At 39.5% G+C, this 17655-nt stretch carries 16 protein-coding genes and 1 pseudogene; 7 read left to right on the top strand and 10 right to left on the bottom strand.

Annotated elements, in window-relative coordinates:
- Nucleotides 1-40: 40 nt before the first annotated feature.
- Nucleotides 41-1309, top strand: coding sequence for a lysophospholipid acyltransferase family protein (locus LEP1GSC202_RS04150; protein ID WP_015677300.1), 1269 nt, complete (start codon nt 41-43; stop codon nt 1307-1309).
- On the opposite strand, the gene LEP1GSC202_RS04145 is transcribed toward LEP1GSC202_RS04150, so the two are convergent.
- Nucleotides 1306-2733, bottom strand: coding sequence for an OmpA family protein (locus tag LEP1GSC202_RS04145; protein WP_015676581.1), 1428 nt, complete (start codon nt 2731-2733; stop codon nt 1306-1308). The genes LEP1GSC202_RS04150 and LEP1GSC202_RS04145 overlap by 4 nt on opposite strands.
- A 109-nt stretch (nt 2734-2842) precedes the next feature.
- Between LEP1GSC202_RS04145 and LEP1GSC202_RS04140 the strand changes: the two genes are divergently transcribed.
- Nucleotides 2843-3754, top strand: coding sequence for a phosphate ABC transporter substrate-binding protein (locus LEP1GSC202_RS04140; RefSeq protein WP_015676814.1), 912 nt, complete (start codon nt 2843-2845; stop codon nt 3752-3754).
- Between the two features lie 117 nt (nt 3755-3871).
- Here LEP1GSC202_RS04140 and LEP1GSC202_RS04135 read toward each other — a convergent pair whose 3' ends face one another.
- The 5 genes from LEP1GSC202_RS04135 to LEP1GSC202_RS04115 are packed head-to-tail and all read right to left on the bottom strand — an operon-like array spanning nt 3872 to nt 8539.
- Nucleotides 3872-5410 carry an NHL repeat-containing protein gene (locus LEP1GSC202_RS04135; protein WP_015677419.1) on the bottom strand — a complete coding sequence of 513 codons (1539 nt, stop codon included), beginning with the start codon at nt 5408-5410 and terminating at the stop codon, nt 3872-3874.
- Nucleotides 5383-6879 carry an adenylate/guanylate cyclase domain-containing protein gene (locus tag LEP1GSC202_RS04130; protein WP_015676845.1) on the bottom strand — a complete coding sequence of 499 codons (1497 nt, stop codon included), beginning with the start codon at nt 6877-6879 and terminating at the stop codon, nt 5383-5385. Before LEP1GSC202_RS04130 ends, LEP1GSC202_RS04135 begins: the two co-directional genes overlap by 28 nt.
- Nucleotides 6876-7388 (bottom strand): hypoxanthine phosphoribosyltransferase, encoded by a 513-nt coding sequence (gene hpt / locus LEP1GSC202_RS04125; protein ID WP_015676392.1) that lies wholly within the window; start codon nt 7386-7388, stop codon nt 6876-6878. The genes LEP1GSC202_RS04130 and hpt overlap by 4 nt, the downstream gene beginning before the upstream one ends.
- Nucleotides 7385-7897: a SixA phosphatase family protein gene (locus LEP1GSC202_RS04120; protein ID WP_039928141.1), complete on the bottom strand. Its 513-nt coding sequence runs from the start codon at nt 7895-7897 to the stop codon at nt 7385-7387. The genes hpt and LEP1GSC202_RS04120 overlap by 4 nt, the downstream gene beginning before the upstream one ends.
- Before the next feature lie 45 nt (nt 7898-7942).
- Nucleotides 7943-8539 (bottom strand): response regulator transcription factor, encoded by a 597-nt coding sequence (locus tag LEP1GSC202_RS04115; RefSeq protein WP_015676622.1) that lies wholly within the window; start codon nt 8537-8539, stop codon nt 7943-7945.
- Nucleotides 8540-8545: 6 nt separating this feature from the next.
- Between LEP1GSC202_RS04115 and LEP1GSC202_RS04110 the strand changes: the two genes are divergently transcribed.
- Nucleotides 8546-10981, top strand: coding sequence for a hybrid sensor histidine kinase/response regulator (locus tag LEP1GSC202_RS04110; protein WP_039928140.1), 2436 nt, complete (start codon nt 8546-8548; stop codon nt 10979-10981).
- Here the strand turns inward: LEP1GSC202_RS04110 and LEP1GSC202_RS04105 are convergent.
- The 4 genes from LEP1GSC202_RS04105 to LEP1GSC202_RS04090 form a co-directional block, all read right to left on the bottom strand.
- Nucleotides 10970-11539: a DUF1569 domain-containing protein gene (locus LEP1GSC202_RS04105; protein WP_015676713.1), complete on the bottom strand. Its 570-nt coding sequence runs from the start codon at nt 11537-11539 to the stop codon at nt 10970-10972. The genes LEP1GSC202_RS04110 and LEP1GSC202_RS04105 overlap by 12 nt on opposite strands.
- Nucleotides 11540-11541: 2 nt before the next feature.
- Nucleotides 11542-12276 carry a TerC family protein gene (locus LEP1GSC202_RS04100; RefSeq protein WP_208597390.1) on the bottom strand — a complete coding sequence of 245 codons (735 nt, stop codon included), beginning with the start codon at nt 12274-12276 and terminating at the stop codon, nt 11542-11544.
- A 71-nt stretch (nt 12277-12347) separates the two neighbouring features.
- Nucleotides 12348-13793 carry a membrane protein gene (locus LEP1GSC202_RS04095; RefSeq protein WP_015677114.1) on the bottom strand — a complete coding sequence of 482 codons (1446 nt, stop codon included), beginning with the start codon at nt 13791-13793 and terminating at the stop codon, nt 12348-12350.
- 104 nt (nt 13794-13897) lie between these two features.
- Nucleotides 13898-14836, bottom strand: a complete 939-nt coding sequence (locus LEP1GSC202_RS04090; RefSeq protein WP_015676975.1) for an RluA family pseudouridine synthase — start codon at nt 14834-14836, stop codon at nt 13898-13900.
- Between the two features lie 56 nt (nt 14837-14892).
- Between LEP1GSC202_RS04090 and loa22 the strand changes: the two genes are divergently transcribed.
- From loa22 to LEP1GSC202_RS20175, 4 genes and pseudogenes are all read left to right on the top strand, one after another.
- The gene (gene loa22 / locus LEP1GSC202_RS04085; protein ID WP_208597389.1) at nt 14893-15462 is read left to right on the top strand and encodes an OmpA family outer membrane lipoprotein Loa22; all 570 of its coding nucleotides are present in this window, start codon (nt 14893-14895) and stop codon (nt 15460-15462) included.
- Between the two features lie 517 nt (nt 15463-15979).
- A complete protein-coding gene (locus tag LEP1GSC202_RS04080; protein ID WP_208597383.1) occupies nt 15980-16204 on the top strand; it encodes a hypothetical protein in 225 nt (74 codons plus the stop codon).
- Entirely contained in the window at nt 16188-16955 is a 768-nt protein-coding gene (locus LEP1GSC202_RS04075) for an HNH endonuclease (protein WP_039928139.1), read from the top strand. Before LEP1GSC202_RS04080 ends, LEP1GSC202_RS04075 begins: the two co-directional genes overlap by 17 nt.
- Nucleotides 16956-17028: 73 nt before the next feature.
- Nucleotides 17029-17643, top strand: a pseudogene (locus LEP1GSC202_RS20175) (HpaII family restriction endonuclease); the annotation flags it as partial.
- Nucleotides 17644-17655 lie beyond the last annotated feature (12 nt).

Genomic DNA, 17655 nt, shown 5'->3' with positions numbered 1-17655 from the left:
AGTTATGAAGGGTTTTTTCTTAGTCTAAATACACAGTTCTATGAAAGATACGTTTATTGCTCCTCGTTTTGAATTTCCTGTTGCTTTGGGATTGGATTTGGGATTTCCCATCCTCACAAAACTTCTGTTTAACTTAGATGGAGTGGTCATCTCAAAAGATGATGAACAACGTTTGAAGGAAACAAAAGACAAACGAGTTGTGTATCTTTTCAACCAACCCACTGAATTGGAATCCATCATCGCTTACCAAGTTGCCAATACAATTGGTACTCGGTTTCATTTTATGGCATCACGAAGTGTCTTTAATTGGGGATTTGGGATTGTAGGTGAGCTCATCAAACGTGTTGGCGCATTTTCTGTTTTACACGGAAGTTCCAATCGTAAGATGATACGCACCACCAAACGGATCTTATCCGAGCGAGATGGGAAACTGGTGATGTACCCTGAGGGGATTATGTCGGGAGAAAACGATAATTTGGTCTCGTTTTTGCCAAGTACGGCCCAACTCATTTATTGGGGTTTAGAAGAAGCCAGAAAAAAAGACCCAAATGCAGAACTGTTTTTGCAACCTACCTTTGTGAAGTATAAAATCTCGGGAACACGAGATTCAATTTTAAAGGACATTGAAACCTCACTTTCTCGAATAGAACTTAAGTTAAAATTATACCCTGGCGGAAGGACACTCCTTCGTCGATTTTTGACTGTTGGTCGTGTGATGTTAGAAGAAACAGAATTCGAACTTGGCATTCCGAAATCGGCAATCAATGGTAAAGATTTTGATTACCGTTTAGGGCGGGCAAGGCATACTGCACTCAATCTTGCGGGTCAAATCTTACAAATTAAATTCCAGGACTCTGATAATGCCATCCAAAAGATCCGAATTTTATTCCATACCTTGGATCGAATTGAGGCAGGGATTCCCTTGGAATCCACCCCCAAACACCTAACAGACCAAAATATCCGCAGGGCTAAACAATTGGTGGAGACTGCGTATGCTTTTCTTATCACACAACCAAAAAACCTCATCCAATGGCCATCCGCCGAAAGACTGATGGAATGGATTTGTAGTTTTGAAAGACATATTTACGGGAAATCAGAGGTTCGAGCAAAAAAAGCTTACGTATATGCGTCTCGTTCCATTTCACTCACTCCTTATTTTGAAAAGTACAAAACAAGTAAAAAAGAAAGTTATCACTTGTTACTCGGTGACATCCGAAAAGAGATGGAAAAGCTATTGGAACGTGGGAAAAAAGAAAGTGAACCTTTGGTTCCACCTTACTCAGTAGGCCTTGATTTACAAATTGGTTAGTCTAGAACCAAGGTAATTTCCACCCTTCTGTTTTTGTGACGGTTTGTTTCCGTATCGTTTGGTGCAACAGGAAATTCATCCGCGTACCCTCGAAAAGAAATATGTTTTTCATCCATTTTATAATTATCAACTAACGAATGTAAGACTGATTTTGCGCGATCTTCGGATAATTTTTGGTTGTATTCTTTTTTTCCAATATTGTCAGTATGACCGGAAACTCGAATTTCGCGGTCAGGGTATTTTTTTAATATCTCAGCAATTTTAGCGACAGCGGATTCAGCATCAGGTTTCAATTTGCTATCATTGAAATCAAACAAAATGGAATCCAAGGAAAACACAATTCCATCCTCTGTGGTGCGCACTTTCACCGGCAATTGATCCGCAACTCTATCCTTTTCCTCAACGTCTCCAATGGGAATTCTATTCGGATCTGGATTTTCGTTTGTTATTAAAGTTCCAGTTGGATTAGTGATTCGACTTGGATTGTTATCTGGACCTCCGACTTGATTTGGCTTCGGATTTCCCGCTTCAGGTCGGAATGTATGTTGAATCCGTTTTCCATTGGGCAATCCATCTCTTGTATAACCCACAATCAAATCATTTAAAATGTCTTCACGGATGGTTTCTTTGTCTTTCGCATTCACTTGGTTCCGCAAAAAATACACTCCCTTGATATGGAAGTTTGCTTCTTGGACTGTGCCATTTGGATAAATGAAAGTATAAGAAAGTTTTACCTCCTTAAATTCAGGAACTCCTCGTTCTGCATTAAAAAAAACTGTGCCAGATGCAAAGCCAAAAATCTTATAAGGTACGTTAGGTGCCATTTTTTCAGAATCAGGTTTAGAATAAAAAATGGGATAGGTATATGTAATTTTTTCGCAATTGCCAGAATAGTTTCCTTCTTTCCAGGGAAAAATCCCTTGGTATGAGTATTCCGGTGTGACTTTCACTCGAATTCGTTCGGAAGTAAAATCAAAAGACTCTTCAGCAGGCAATTTCCAGACATCGTTGACAGAAACTGGAGTTTCGGGAAAGGAAGGAAAACTTCTGAGATTGGGCATGGAAAATTCGTTAGGTACTTCGTAACGGCCATTCCGAAAAAGTGTAAAATCAGATAAAAATTCTTTGTCCTTCCAAAATGGCCCCGATGTTTTGCCATAACGCATGTAGGTATCAAACCAAGCATTCACCAAACAAGAGTCAGCCGAACATTGTTTGGTTTTCATGACCACTCGGTTTTTGTCTTCCCGTTCCACTGTTTTTGTCCCCACCCGAAAGAATACATCATGGTATTCGTTTAGCTCCAATACTTGGTTTGAATCCCATTTCCATCGGAATTGGGTTTTCAAGTCGGGGCCTGCAACCAAATCCAAAAAAGGGATGATTGTTACAAAACAAATGGCGAGAAAACGGGTTTGGGTCATCACGTTGCAAAGATCGGGGTTTTTTCTGAAAAACTGAGGGTGGATTTGGAAAAAACAATGGGTTTTTGCGATTGACGAAGGATGGAATTTGGGCTTTACCTGATTTACGATGAAAAACCTTTCTCTGCTTTTTTACATTTTGATTACAATTAATTTTGTCGCCTGTAAAGACAAACAAACTCTAAAAGTTGCTGGTTCCGAGACCATGAACAGCATGATGCGATTTTTAGGAACAGAATACGAAAAGGTGAATGCAGATGTTCGTGTAACAGTAGAAGGCGGTGGATCAGAGTCCGGCATTGACCGTCTCAGAAAAGGAGAAATTGATATGGCAGTTTCTTCACGTGACCTAAACCAAGCGGAGTTTGATGATCTTAGGAAAACGGGAAACCTTGAAAAAGTTCGTTTGGCCTATGATGGTGTCGCCCTTGTGGTCAATCCAAGCAATCCAGTTTCCAAATTGCATTTGATCCAAACATCGGATATTTTTTCTGGTAAAATCAAAAACTGGAAGGAAGTTGGGGGACAGGATGCACCAATTTCCATTGTCATTCGGAACGACAAATCCGGAACACAAGACTATTTCCAAAATCATATTTTAAAACGTAGGGATTTGGGAGAAAAGGAATACACAACCTACAAATCCAATGTGTTTTCTCCAAACGCCAAAATTGTGAAAGACAATGCAGAAATGGCAAAATACATCCAAGAAAATCCAAATAGCATCGGTTATATGGGTATGGGTTCTGCACTTGTGGACCATAAAGACAAATTAAAAGCGCTAGAGTATGCAAAAAACGCAAAAGATCCTTTTGTGACTCCTTCCATTCGCAATGTGTACGATAGAAAGTACAAACTAGCACGTGAATTGTTTATCATCTATAAAACAGACCAGGGTGACAAAATTGATGCCTTTGTGACTTATCTCACAAGTGAACAAGGGCAGGTGGCAGTGTTGCAATCTGGGTATTTGCGATCGTCACTTCCTGAAGTAGAAGTGTCTGCAGAACCAGTAAAGTAGGTGGGTCTTTTCTCGTCTTATCTAGCAGTTTAATCGCTTAACCTTACCCAAACCCTTCCAATTCACTTACAAACGCACCTGGTCGGAATTCCGACCGGTGTGATGTGTTGGATTCCTTCAAAACACCAAGATCCTATGGTTGTTTTGGTCATTGATGTACAATTGTCCCTGTCGATTGAACGTAATGCTTGAAGGTGCAAACAAACTGGCAGGGTTTACGGAACCACCCGTACAACCACCTACATTGTTTGACACGGCACAAGAAAGATTATTGTACTGACCAAATACGGCCACTGCTGTATGACCAGCGGTTTGTGTCGATTTTGGAAAGACCACCACACGGTTGTTACCAGAATCGGAAACATATAAGTTTTCACTTTGGTCGAGGGCAATCCATGTAGGATTGTTCAAAGCTGTGGCCGATGCGATCGATAAGGTATTGGTTGTAAAATTCGATTGGCCATAGACCCGCGTAGCGGTTGTGGATCCAACTGGGAAGTACAATACTCTGTGGCTCGGAGAATCGGCAACATACAAGCCACCTTTGGAATCGACAGCCATTCCAAACGGTCCGGTAAATCTCGTTTCCGAGGTATTGGAAACACTAGTTGAAAAATCCACTTGCCCATACACCCTTGTTGCCGTTGTGGATCCAGGTGGGAAGTAAACGATACGAATGTTGAAAGCTTCGGCAACATACAGTCCACCTTCAGGTGATAATGCAACAGCGCGAGGAGCATTGAACGCCGTATCTGATAAACCAGTAATTGCAGTTGTGTAACTCGTTTGACCGTAAATTCTTGCCGGTACATTGGATGAATTAGGAAAGTACAAGATTCTATGGTTGCCAAGATCAGTGGCATATAAGCCATTCTCTCGGTCGAGTGTGATCCCTCGGACTGAACTCAAATTTCCCGCTGATGTGCCTCCACCTCCACAAGATTGATTGTTGTTGGCGATATCACAATTGAAGTTTCCAAATTGACCATATACAAATGTCGATTGATTGGTATTAGGTGGGAAGTATTGGATCCGATTCACCCCTGCAATGTAGACCCCACCATCGGAATCAGTCACCACTCCTGTTGGCGAACTTAAGTTTTGGTTATTGGGATTGGAACTTCCTGAACAACTTCCAATATTATAAGCCGCACCACAAGTAAGCGATCCATACTGGCCGTAAACAAAAGTCGCGGAGGGTTCTGCCACTTGTAAAGTAAGATCCACGGTGGCAAAACCAGGGCTATTCCGAGTGATTCGGACGTTGGTTGGTGCCGTGACGGAAAGAGTAGTCCCTTTGATTTCTCCCGTTACCTGATCAAAACTAAGACCAGATGGTAAATTCCCTTCGATCGCATAACTTGAATTTGTCTCAAATTCAGGTAAGATGGAAACTGGAAAATTTAAATAAAAACGAAATTGGGTATAACGGTAACCAAAAGGGGGAACATCTACTAGTTTGTATCCACAATGGTAGGATCCAGAGGCGGTTGCTGTTTGCAAAATCACAGTGGGCACAAAGTCATCTGATTTGAGATCACAGAGGTTGTTTAGGCCCTCAGGTTTGCAAGCATTGGCCACAATTGGAAGAGAGAAGAGGAATACGATCTTGTAAAAAAATTTCCATTTTAGCTTTTGGTGAACAATGATTTCCACTTGGAAGGTTCCTTTAGTTTTTTTCGACTCAATTGAAAGACTGGTACAGGAGTTCCCACTCCCTTCAAGGTTGCCTTTTGTTTGCGATAAAAGTAATCATGTTCTTTGACCAGAGATTCCGATCCTGTGGCATTCCAAACGGTTTCACTGAGCCAGACCTCTCCCGATTTGGCAAGGCCTTGCACACGTGCGGCAATGTTCACAGATTGTCCAAAATAATCGAGGCGTTCATCATTGACAACCGCTAATGCGGACCCTTCGTTCAGTCCCACCTTCAATCCAATTTCGTAACCTTCTTCTTTCCACTGCGTGTTCATGGATTCAATTCGTTCCATCATTTCTAAAGCTGCGAGTAACCCTTCGGTTGGAGTGGAAAAGGTAGCCATGATGGCATCTCCCATGGTTTTGACAATGGCACCTTTGAACTTTCGCACAATCTCTGTTAGGATCCGAAAGTGTTCTTGTACCAATTTGTACGCGAAAATATCCCCAGCTGTATCATACATTTCTGTAGAACCCTTTAGGTCAGTGAACATGATTGTGAGAGATTTCACGTTTAAGTTTAGATCGGGGGAAAGTTTTTGGATGCGGAATAGGTCACGGAACGATTGGTTGTTTAACAACATCTTCGCTGTTAAAAAGGAATGGCGTATCGTCGGATATTCTTTTGCAATCCGACCTATTTCATTTGGGTTTGACGTTAGGACATTCAGACCCACTTGGAAGCGAGTACGGTTATGAATCGTAAACTTATGTGTTCCCAACGGAATGGAGGTTGTATCTGGTTTCATCCCACTTTCCATCAAATCGACTAAATACGATTGGTTGGAAGGTGGCAAACTTGGATCTACCGAAAATAGGCACATGGCATTTCGGTCGATACTCACAAATTGTACGAGATGGCCTTGTAACCCACCAAAACTTGTCTCAAAGGTAAAATGATAGGAATCATCTGGTTTTATCTTCGCATAATCTTTGATTGTCGATTGGATCCAATCCCTTAGTTCGGTTGACTTATCAAAGTTTTCGGAGAAAAAATAGCGAAAGTAGTTATTTACATCCACAAAAGGATCAATTTCGTTTTTTTGAAGAGAAGGGTGGATTTGGAAGGCAACTTCCACCTGGTCGTCAAGTAAAGTTGGAACTATGATATTGCAAGACACACAATGGAATTCTTTTCCTTCGATTTCATCCAATTTATGATGGCTGTGGACAATTCCACCGCACATCGGACAAATCAAATTATAAGCAAAATCAAAAAGTCCAACTTTAGCAGCGTGTACAAAAAAATCTACTGAGTCGTTTTCGCTTAATTTATGTTCGGTGGCAAATTTCAATGGATTGACACGGAGTAATTTCCAATCATCTGAATGGTTTACGTAATCCTCGGCGACTTTTGAAATTTCTGGTTTTAAAACGGGGAAAGTTGTCAGCGTGTTAAATTTTTGTTTGATGATAGAATGATTCAATCCGTGCCCTCTAACTTAGCAACATACGGTAAATTTCGAAATTTCCCTTTATAATCGAGTCCATACCCGACAAGAAAATCATCTTCGATGATAAATCCTGGGTAATCCACAAGGATGTGTGGGTTTGCCTTTTGTTTTTTCCAAAAAAGAGCCGCCACTTTTAATTCCTTAGGATTTTGTTTTTGGACTTCGGTCAGGAGGTATTCCAAAGTTTTCCCAGTATCCACTATGTCTTCGACAAGCAAAACGGACTTGTTTTGCACAGATTTTTTTAATTCTTTCGTAATTTTGAATTCTCCAGAACTGGTCCCGTCACCATAAGAAGAAGCTGCCATAAAATCGACTTCATGAGGAATGGCGATACTCCGGCAAAGATCCGCCGTAAAGATAAACCCGCCATTGAGAATCCCAATGACAACTAAATCTTTACTTAAAAAATCCCGAGAGATTTCACGTGCTAATTCTTCGACACGGTGGTGGATGCGCTCTTCTGAATACAGTGGTTTCATTCTTTCCCTATTTGCCCAGGGATCCAGAATACTACTAATTGGCAACTTCCCCAACTAAGATTTTTCCAAGAATCCTCAGAAAAACTAAGCCCGAGAAAGGAAGCAGTTGGGAATTTTTGGAAGAGGGATTTTTCTTTCTCACCCAAAACAAGGGAAGAGCCCAATTCTTCGAGTCCTCGATTGTGACCGACCAAGCAAACGGAACGAGTGCTAGACGGAAGGCCATGCAATACAAATAATAAATCTTCTTTGTCTGCGTCGTATAAGTTTTCGCGGATCTCAGGTTTTGGCAACCGAAGGACTTCCTTACGAAGTGAGGAATAGGTTTTTAAGGTTCGTTCGGAAGGGGAAACCAAACATTGGTCAAATTCAAACCGGCTTTCTTTGAGATACTCTCGTAAAGCTTTGGATTGTTCTTTTCCCCTGCGAGACAAAGTCCTTTCCAAATCGGTTTCGTACGGTAGGTCCCATTCGGACTTTCCATGCCGTAAAAGATAAATATGTTTCATACGAATAGTTTAGTCGAAACATCCGCCTTAGAAATCACGAAATCGCTATTTTTGTATTTCTTTTTCGTATTTCGAAATGAGTTCGTTATTGTTCTTACAGGAAAATTTTGTCCGCATTTGGTTCAGGTGGTATTCCACAGTTTTACGGGATTTTTGGATGCGGTCTGCCACTTCATTTTGGGAAAGGCCTTGCACCAGTAAGTTTAAAATTTCCATTTGGAATGCAGAGAATGGGAGTTGGACTTTACTCACGCCGTCAGATACAAATGATCCACCCTTCATCACAAGTTGGATGACTTCTGGTAGTTTGGAGATGGGGTCTGATTTGAGCATATACCCATCAGCTTTTGATTTGAGAGCGTCTTCTACATACACTCGGCTTCCATGTAACGAGAAGATAATGACCTTTGTGGGTTGGTGTTTTTCTTTGATTTCGCGTAACACATCAATTCCATTCCGATCCGGTAAATCAATGTCAAGGACTAGGACATCGATCGGATTGGATTCGAGGAAGGAAAACAAATCGGCAGCAGTTCGAAATTCTCCGGCAAGAGAAAAGAAAGGATTGGATTTCAGAATAGATATGATTCCTTCAGTGACAACGGAATGGTCTTCTAAGATAGCGATTTTAACAGATTCCACAACCTTATGATTTTCAGTGTCTCCTTCTCATCTATCCAAAAATCTTTTTGTAACTCAGTAAAATTTTGTCGTTATCCCTTAATTTTTCTTTTGGTCTTAGGTGGAACCCTTTCCTGTCGGTTTGACTCCTATCCCACTTTGCTTGCCGACGAAGGTGTTTTGGATACGGAATTCGTTGATTTCACGAAGGAAACCATTCCTCTGATCGGCCAATGGGAATTCTATTGGAATGAATTTTTAAACCCAAACCAGAAGTCCCCACCAAACAAAACGTATCTCAAAGTGGGTGTACCTTGGTTTTCGCAGGCCAATCAGGCAGGTGAAGATTATCCCAGTTATGGTTATGCGACCTACCGTCTCCGTGTTAAATTACCCAAACCAACAAAGAATACGAAAGCCTATGCGTTGTTTGTGCCAGTCCTCCATAGCGCTTACAAAATGTACGCAAACGGGAAGTTGATTGCTGAAAATGGAAATTTGGGAATCAACGTTGCGACCCACCAACCTTCCTTTCATACAAAAATCCTTCCACTAGCGGTTTTGAGCGGGGAATTGGACTTGGTCATCCATATCTCCAATTTTTCGCATAAGTATGCGGGGATTCATGGACTCATTCGGTTAGGACATTTGGATCGAATCATTCCTCTTTGGAATGTGAACTACACTGTGTCTTGGATGATCATGTTGTTTATGGGAATTTTGTCCCTCTATCATATGTTAGTGTATTTTATCAATCGTTCTGAAAAAAACGCATTACGAATGTCATACGTCTATTTAGGCATTTTGATTTTAAGTTCTACTCTGATCGAATCAAGGATCTTGTTTAATCTACTTCCCGATGTGTTTTGTATGCCACTCTTTCGATTTTCAAGGATTGGAATTGTGATCGTATTGTATTTTGGAGCATCCATCCTCTTAAACTTAGCACAAATGCGTGTGTTTAAAAAGGTTATTTCTTTTTTAAAATTGTATTGTTTAACCTTTTTAATGGTATCGGTTCTCACTCCAGTTAGACATTTATCAGAAATTACTTTTTATTTTGAAACTCTTTCCGGATTTTTTATCTTGGTGAGTTTGGTTTCGGTTTCACTCGCCCTTTATTTACAAAGAAAGGACAGCAAATTGTATTTTTACAGTTTGGTCCTTGCCATTTTTGGTGGGATCATTGATGTTTTTTTAATATCAAATCCTAACTTTGGTTATCGGCCAATGGGCCTAGTTTCCCTGTATTTGTTTATTTTACCTCAGACTTTGGGTGTTACTTTTGGTTTGGTGCGGGTTTACAAACGTTCGGAATCCATCTCAAAAGAACTCTACAAACGCAAAGAGGCGTTGGAGAAAAAAGTAAAAGCACGAACTGCAGATTTGGAAAAAGCCAATCGATGGAAAGCTAATTTCGTTTCCTTAATTTCGCATGACTTACGTTCGCCGCTAAATAGCGTAAATCAAATATTAGATGTGATCGAGTTTAGTTTTAATGAAACCTCAGAAGAGGAAAAAAAGAAATTTTTGGGTATTTGTAAATCAGGAGTGAGCCAATCCCTTCGGATGTTGGAACAACTTCTAGATGTGAGTCGCTTTGATGCCATTGGAACGAAACTCATCCAAACAAAATTTTCAGTGAACGAACTTTTGAATGAAACCATTGAGTCCATCGAACCACTCGCGACACTCAAAGGAATACGAATCCAAAAAGACACACCCATCGAAGCAGAAATCATCGCTGACCGCACATTGATTGGAGAGGTTTTCAAAAATATCCTTACCAATTCCATCAAATACTCGCATTTGAATTCAGAAGTTTGGGTTGGAGTTTCTTTTAAAGGAAAATGGTTGTCTGTCGAAATCCGAGACCGAGGCCTTGGTATGAGTGAAGACCAAATCCACAAATTAACCGGCGATGAAAATATCAAAAGTACACCAGGAACGGCTGGCGAACGTGGGACAGGTCTTGGATTACAACTTTGTATGAATATCCTAGAAGTTCATTTCGGGAAACTCAGAATTAAGTCAGTTCTCGGTGTTGGTTCTTCCTTTGAAATTTCTTTGTCGAAAAGCACCAAATCTGTATTACTTGTAGATGATTCTGGAAACTTTCGATCGGAATTAGCAGAAGTTATGCGAAGGAATCAGTGGATTGTAATTGAGGCAGGCAATGGTGAAGAGGCACTTTCCCATTTGGCAAGGATCACACCTTCTCTCATCATCACTGATTTGCATATGCCAGGAATGAATGGAATCTCTCTCATCCACGAATGGGAAGGAAGGCGTAACCAAAACCAAAAAATCCCCATCATCTTAATAAGCTCCGATGCTCCATTGAGTGGGGGAGAAACCTTCCTCGAAGAAGAAGGTTTGGAAACCATAGTGACTGCTTATTTTTCAAAAATGTACAAAGCAGAAGACCTTTGCCAACAAATTGAACTCAGTTTAGAGCAGTAATCGTTCCATATGATTTTTGATATGGAGGGTATGCGCTAAGTCATACTCTTCTTTTGTTAATTCACCGTAAGCAAAGTGGGGCCGTAAACTTGATTCTGCTGTTTTGGAAAAACGATCGATGGCTTGTAAGAGACGTTTGGCTCCCAGTTTCACATCCGTGTTGTTTGGTATCTCTTCTGCGCCAGGAATTGGTTCTTCCAAACCGTGATTCATTTTATTTTTGAAAGCAAAAACTGAAAAAGCAATTTTCCCGATAGAACCTCGAAAGATGGAAGACTTCATTTCGGGATACCCGCTCAAGGAATACTCGATGCTTTGTGCGCAATGGGACAATACTTTTCCAAGTGTCCAGTTTCCCTCAACTTTATATCCATCTGGTTTGGAGAGAAGTTGGGTCACAAGGGCTTGGTAGTCACTTAAATCCTCGGCATCCATCCATGGGGAAGTTTTTTCCGATGGATCGGAACTCGTGTTATCGTCATTTGATTCTCCGAATAATGGAAGTTGTGCGACAGTGAATGACAGGGCAGATCGTTTGATGAATTCTTTACGTTTCATATTTATTTTCCCCTGAGAGCAATTGGTTTTTCAGATTTGGTTCGGAGTTTCATATTGAGGAATTCTACGATCACAGAAAAACACATTGCAAAATAAATGTAACCTTTTGGAATATGAAGTTCTAGTCCTTCGCCTAACAAAGCAACACCGATCAAAATTAAAAAACTAAGAGCAAGGATTTTAATGGTGGGGTGGCGGTCCACAAAATCAGAAATACTTCCACTTGAGAGTAACATAAATCCAACGGATAATACAACGGCCGTGATCATGACACCTAATTTGTCAGTCATCCCTACAGCGGTGATGACTGAATCCAATGAAAAGACAACATCGAGAATCAAAATTTGAACGATTACTTGGGTGAAGGATATTTGTTTTTTGGAGTCATCGCTTAACGAAGAATCGCCTTCCAATTTGTGATGGATTTCGGTGGTGGATTTAGCGATGAGAAAAAGTCCTCCAGAAATTAAGATAAGGTCCCTGCCACTGATGGCATGTTCCAAAACTGTAAAGAGAGGAGTTGTGAGTTTCATGATAAAAGAAAGGGAAAAAAGTAATAAAATGCGAGTTCCCATCGCTAAAAACAAACCGATTTGTCTGGCTTGTTTTTGTTTGGTTTTGGGCAAACGGGACGAGAGGATAGAGATAAAAATGATATTGTCAATGCCTAGGACAATTTCCAAAGCAGTTAAGGTGAAAAGAGCAAGCCAAAGAGATGGATCGGAAAGGAGTTCTATCATAACCTGTCCCAAACTGTTTGAAGGAAAACTAGAATCAATTCAATTCTTGGGTTTAGTATTTCGAATCGTCAATTTCTTTGAAAAAAATACCAACCTTCACATTCCTTAACCAACCTCACATCCTTCCAATCGGCCAAATTTTCTTTGGATTCGGTGACACCCCATCCGAAGGAATCAAACGTTTGATTTTTGAAATCTTTATCCCAAGAGCTGTTTGCAATCCAAGGGTAATACACACCGTCTTTGGTGAAGGGAACTAGATTCCAATTTTGGTCGGAAAATGTATAACTGTATTTGATTGGCCAGTACGTGGCTGCACCTGGGAGGTTTGGGTCAAACTGCGAGAGGCATTCCATTCGATGGTTTCGTTTTGTTTCTCCAGCTTTCACTAAGGAAACGAGTTCCGTATGTTTGCCTAAATAATACCAAAAACATCCAATCACCAAAACAATGGGAAAAATCCATCGAAGGAAAGGGATTCGTTCCAGGATCCGAAACGAAAAATATAAAATACCAAAAGGCAAAAAATACAGATAACGAATGTTTGGTTCTACTTGAATGGTATACAAAAATACAAGTGTGATGAACGGAGAGAGGTAGAATACGAATTCTAAGAAAAAATCCTTACGGTTGTTACGAAAGACAAATAAAATTCCAAACAAAACACCTATGACCAAATACCAATCAATCCACTGCGAAAACAATTCTTGGATTTCAAATGATTGGACAATACCTTTCCAGAGTGAATTTGGATCGGAAACTAACAAATGCCCTATACCTTTCAATTGGGATAAAAGATAAACATTGTCTGTTCCCATAGTCCCAATCCCCATTAAGCGGAGGCCCTTTGCCACAGCCTTCGCCAAATAAAACCCAACCAAACAGATGAAAGTTGGCCCAAAAGATTTCCATCCCAAACGTATGATGGCATAAAGAAATAAATAGGGGACAAATTGTACAAAAAACCAATATTCGGAAACCCAAACGAGTGTCATTAGGATGAGAAACCGAAACCAAACTTTGACTTTTTTTGGATTCCAATGTTCCAATTCGTACAGAGTCCCTATCGCAAAGAAAAAGACCATCGCATGGAACCCAGGCAAATAAAACTGCCCAAAGGAGTTTGGATGGAGACCAGCTAAAACGAAAAACCCAAGAGAAATGGAATAAGCATATCGTTTTGGCATTCCCAATTGTCTGGCCAAAAAAAATGGCAAAACAAAGGAGAAAAACCCAAATACCAAATGGAACCCATATACAGATGGAATGACTGGAAATAAAAGAATCGCGAGTACAATTTCAGGAAAGAGGTAGGTGCAGGGAGGGAGGTTCCAACCTCGGATTCCGGCAAACCCCCCAGTCCAAAAATCCCGAGCAAATAGATAGGGATACAACACGTCACTATCCGTAACTTCTCCTAAATGATTTTCGTAGATCACATCATATAACAGATGGAAGCTGACAAAAATCACCGAAAGGAAAAATAAGGGTTTTAAGAATCGGAATCGTTTCACGATGTCAAACGATCCATTGGGAATCAGTTGTCTTAGGTTTTGATTGGTGATTCATTTCCAAACTGAACATAGGATGCCGATTCCATTTTCCATTCCTAGATCCTTTAGTAACTAGGGCATTTTCGTTCAAAGATCTTAAATCGCTCTGGAAACTCAAGTTCCACCACAATCCGTTTGTCAGGTACGAAAGGATGAGGGAAATCTAATTTTTTAGCAAAGAGTAATAGTCCATACTGAGTGTAATCTTTTGCAGACCTTGAATACAAACTGTCCCCAACCACAGGGCATCCTACTTTTGCCATGTGAACACGGATTTGGTGGGTACGACCCGTTTCAAGACCAAGTTTCATCAAACTAAACTTACGTCCCGTTTGGGTTTGGACAATTTTTTCTGTTTTGTAATGGGTGATGGCCATACGTCCATCTTCTCTGACACACATCTTCACTCGTTCTACAGGGTGACGGCCAATCGGCATACTGATGGTTCCCTCTGCTTCCACAGGCGCTTGCAAAACCCAGGCATAGTAGGTTTTGTCAACAAGCCTATCCTGGAAGAGTTTGGATAAGGCGGCATGGGCTCTGTCCGTTTTGGCAATGATGAGAACCCCTTCCGTGGGTTTGTCCAAACGATGCACAATTCCTGGACGGCGTTCACCACCCGTCCCCGAAAGGTTCTTAAATTGGTGGAGGAGTCCGTTGACAAGTGATGGGGAGTCGTCACCGGGACCACTGTGACAAGCGATCCCCGCTTTTTTATGGATGACCATAAATTCATCTTCATCATACAAAACAGGGATATCCATTGGGATTGGTTCCAATCGAGAAGCAGGTCTTGCGATGACATCCACCACATACTCTTCTCCTAAGGCCACCTTATAGCCGTTTTTATGCACGACTTGGTCCTTTGTTTTGTTTGTCACAAAGCCAGAATCGATCCATTTTTGAACGGTGGAACGGCTAAGATCGTCGCCAGCGTTATCTTTTAGGAAAACGTCTAAACGACTTTGGTCATAATCTTCGGAAACGGTTACAAATATTTGCATTTTCGGTTGTTATCTAATGAAAAGAACTAAACTATGGAAACATTAAGGTAGGTCAACTGATGAAAAAAGGATTTTTTTTAAGCCTCATCCTCCTCGTAGGTCTTTCTATTTCATTAACGAATTGTTCGTCTTCTGAAGAAAAAGAAACTCCAAAAGAAACGTCCACAACTACGGACAACACAACTGCAGTTTCTTCCAGAGATCTCAACGGAGCTCTTTTGGATGAAATCAACGTAGCACTCAAAGACTACCGTTACCCAGATGGCGTTCGTCGCAGAGGATTTAGCTACAAACAAGCAGACATCCAAGCAGAAGATTTCAAAACTTGGGCAAAAGACAATGTTGCTTATATCAAAGACGCTCTTGCAAAACTTCCTGAAGGTTATGCATTAGAAATCACTGGCCATGCGGATGCATCTGGTCCAGAAGAAGCAGAAGGTGCTAAAAAAGGAAACGGTTACTACTCACAAATCCGTTCTGATGCCATGAAAGATGCTCTCGTAAAACAAGGGATCCCTGCGGAAAGAATCGTGACAAAAGCTGCTGGTTCGTCTAAACCAATTTCTGGTTTTGATGAAAAAGACGCGATCAACCGTCGAGTGACTTTCCAAGTTGTTTCTAAATAAGAAATTCGATTTTCTTACCTAGAGACCTTTCTCTAATAAAAGCCCACCATTAGGTGGGTTTTTTTATGGCATGTGAGTATCTCCAAAAGGTTTTGATCAAATCCGGGAGGAGTTTGGCGCCTCGTATTGGTTATGCGAATATGGAATCAGGAATAATTTATTCGGAAATTTTGATATTTTACTTCAATTTACAAGATTGACGAAAAGTGACGAAGCAGACATAATTCAATTTGACCAGTTTTTGTGAAAAATAATACAAACAATTACCTTTTCGATATTGATAACTCTTTTGCAAAGGTGTTGCCATTGGAAACTTTAAATCATAATAAAGCTGTTTTAACGCATATTATATGCACTACGGTATAACTTAAAATCATGGGCGCATTTTTATTTTTGATTTTATAAAGAATAATTGTAAAAAAATTTTGATGAACCGAGAATCTCTTTTAAATATATCTCTAAATCCTGCAAATGATTTTTCATCCGAATTAGATTTAAATAAAATGCATCTGGCTACATGAAAATGAATATAGGGAAAAAAATATCAAGAGAAGATTTTATGGAATTTTTTCGCAATATAGATGAATTAAATCAATTAACGCCAGACGATCGAATAGAAATATTCAAATCAATTTTACTGGGAAGTTCAGATATAACGAAAGAATTATTAGATGATCTTTTGATTAACTATTCTGTAGATAATTTGGGAGTAATAGAATTCTATAATGACGAGAAGCAATAATTGGACAAAAGAAGAAACGATTATTGCTTTCAATGTCTATTGTAAAATACCTTTTAAAAGTAGTAGCAAAACGAATCCCACAATTGTCAAATATGCGAACATAATTGGCAGAAGTCCTTCCGCGCTTAATATGAAAGTAGGAAACTTTGGAAGACTTGACCCAGAATTAAAAAAACAAGGAATCGTTGGCTTAGGAAACGGAAGTAAACTAGATGAAATCGTTTGGAATGAATTTCATGGGAATTGGGAAAAGTTAGCTTATGAAAGCGAGTTATTGATTGCTCAATTCCAAAATAAAAAAATAGAAGAACTTTTTGAAGATGTTGTAATTGAATTTCCTATTGGCAAAGAAAAAGAATCATTAGTAAAGCAAAGGGTAAATCAAAATTTTTTCCGTTCAACAATTCTTTCATCTTACAATATAAGGTGTTGTATGACAGGCTTATCTGTTCCCGATTTTTTGGTAGCAAGTCATATAAAGCCTTGGAAAACAGATGAATTCAATCGTTTGAATCCACATAATGGTTTATGCTTAAATTCAATTCATGATAGAGCCTTTGATAGAGGTTTTATGACTGTTACTCCAGATTATAAAATAAAAGTTTCCAAATATTTTGAAGATTTCACAAAAGATCATGCTGTGCCCGATTTATTTTTAAAATATGATAATCAATCTATCATTTTGCCTGACAGATTTCTTCCTTCTAAAGACTTTTTAGATTGGCATTCCAAAAACATTTTCAAACTGTAGGATGTAGGTAATATTATCTAGCCCATCTCATCTGCTAGGATTGAGTGCTAAATATTAGGTAGGTGCAAAATCAACTTTATTCAAATTCAAGAAAGATGGAACAAATTTTAAATATGCTCTTCATAGATTAATAAAGAATGACATTAAAAAAATTGATTCTGCAGAACGTTTTTATAATAAATTTCAAATACTAAAAGAGTTAAATGTAGATGTATCCTTTGTAAAAGTAAAAAGTTCACTGTTTCTAAATAATCTAGTTTATATAGATTCGAGTCTACCTACAATATTGGGAAAACTTGTTTATTCTTATTATAGTTCACAAAAAGCCAAAATTTCAGAACTTGCAGAAGATTTATGAGAACTAAATTCTGAAAACTTCGTTTTATCTTTGGGTCAAGATTTTTATGGCCAAAAACTAAAACGATTTTTAACTGATGTGGCTTTAGGATTTACTCCTGGAAAAGTCTGGGATGGTAAGTATGAGGCTACTGGTGGATACCTCATTGTAAAAAAGGATGGAGATATAATCTGTTACCATATTTATGATAATTCTCAATTTGAAGATTATATATTTTATAACACTCGATTGGAAACTCCAAGTTCTACCCGTCATAAATTTGGTAACATTTATGAGGAAATCGGTCAATTCCATATTGATCTCAATCTACAGATCCGTTTTAATAAGTAGAATTAAAGACAA

Origin of the sequence: Leptospira yanagawae serovar Saopaulo str. Sao Paulo = ATCC 700523 (assembly GCF_000332475.2) — a bacterium.
Taxonomy (GTDB): domain Bacteria; phylum Spirochaetota; class Leptospiria; order Leptospirales; family Leptospiraceae; genus Leptospira_A; species Leptospira_A yanagawae.
This window is presented reverse-complemented; position numbering and strand designations above follow the sequence as displayed.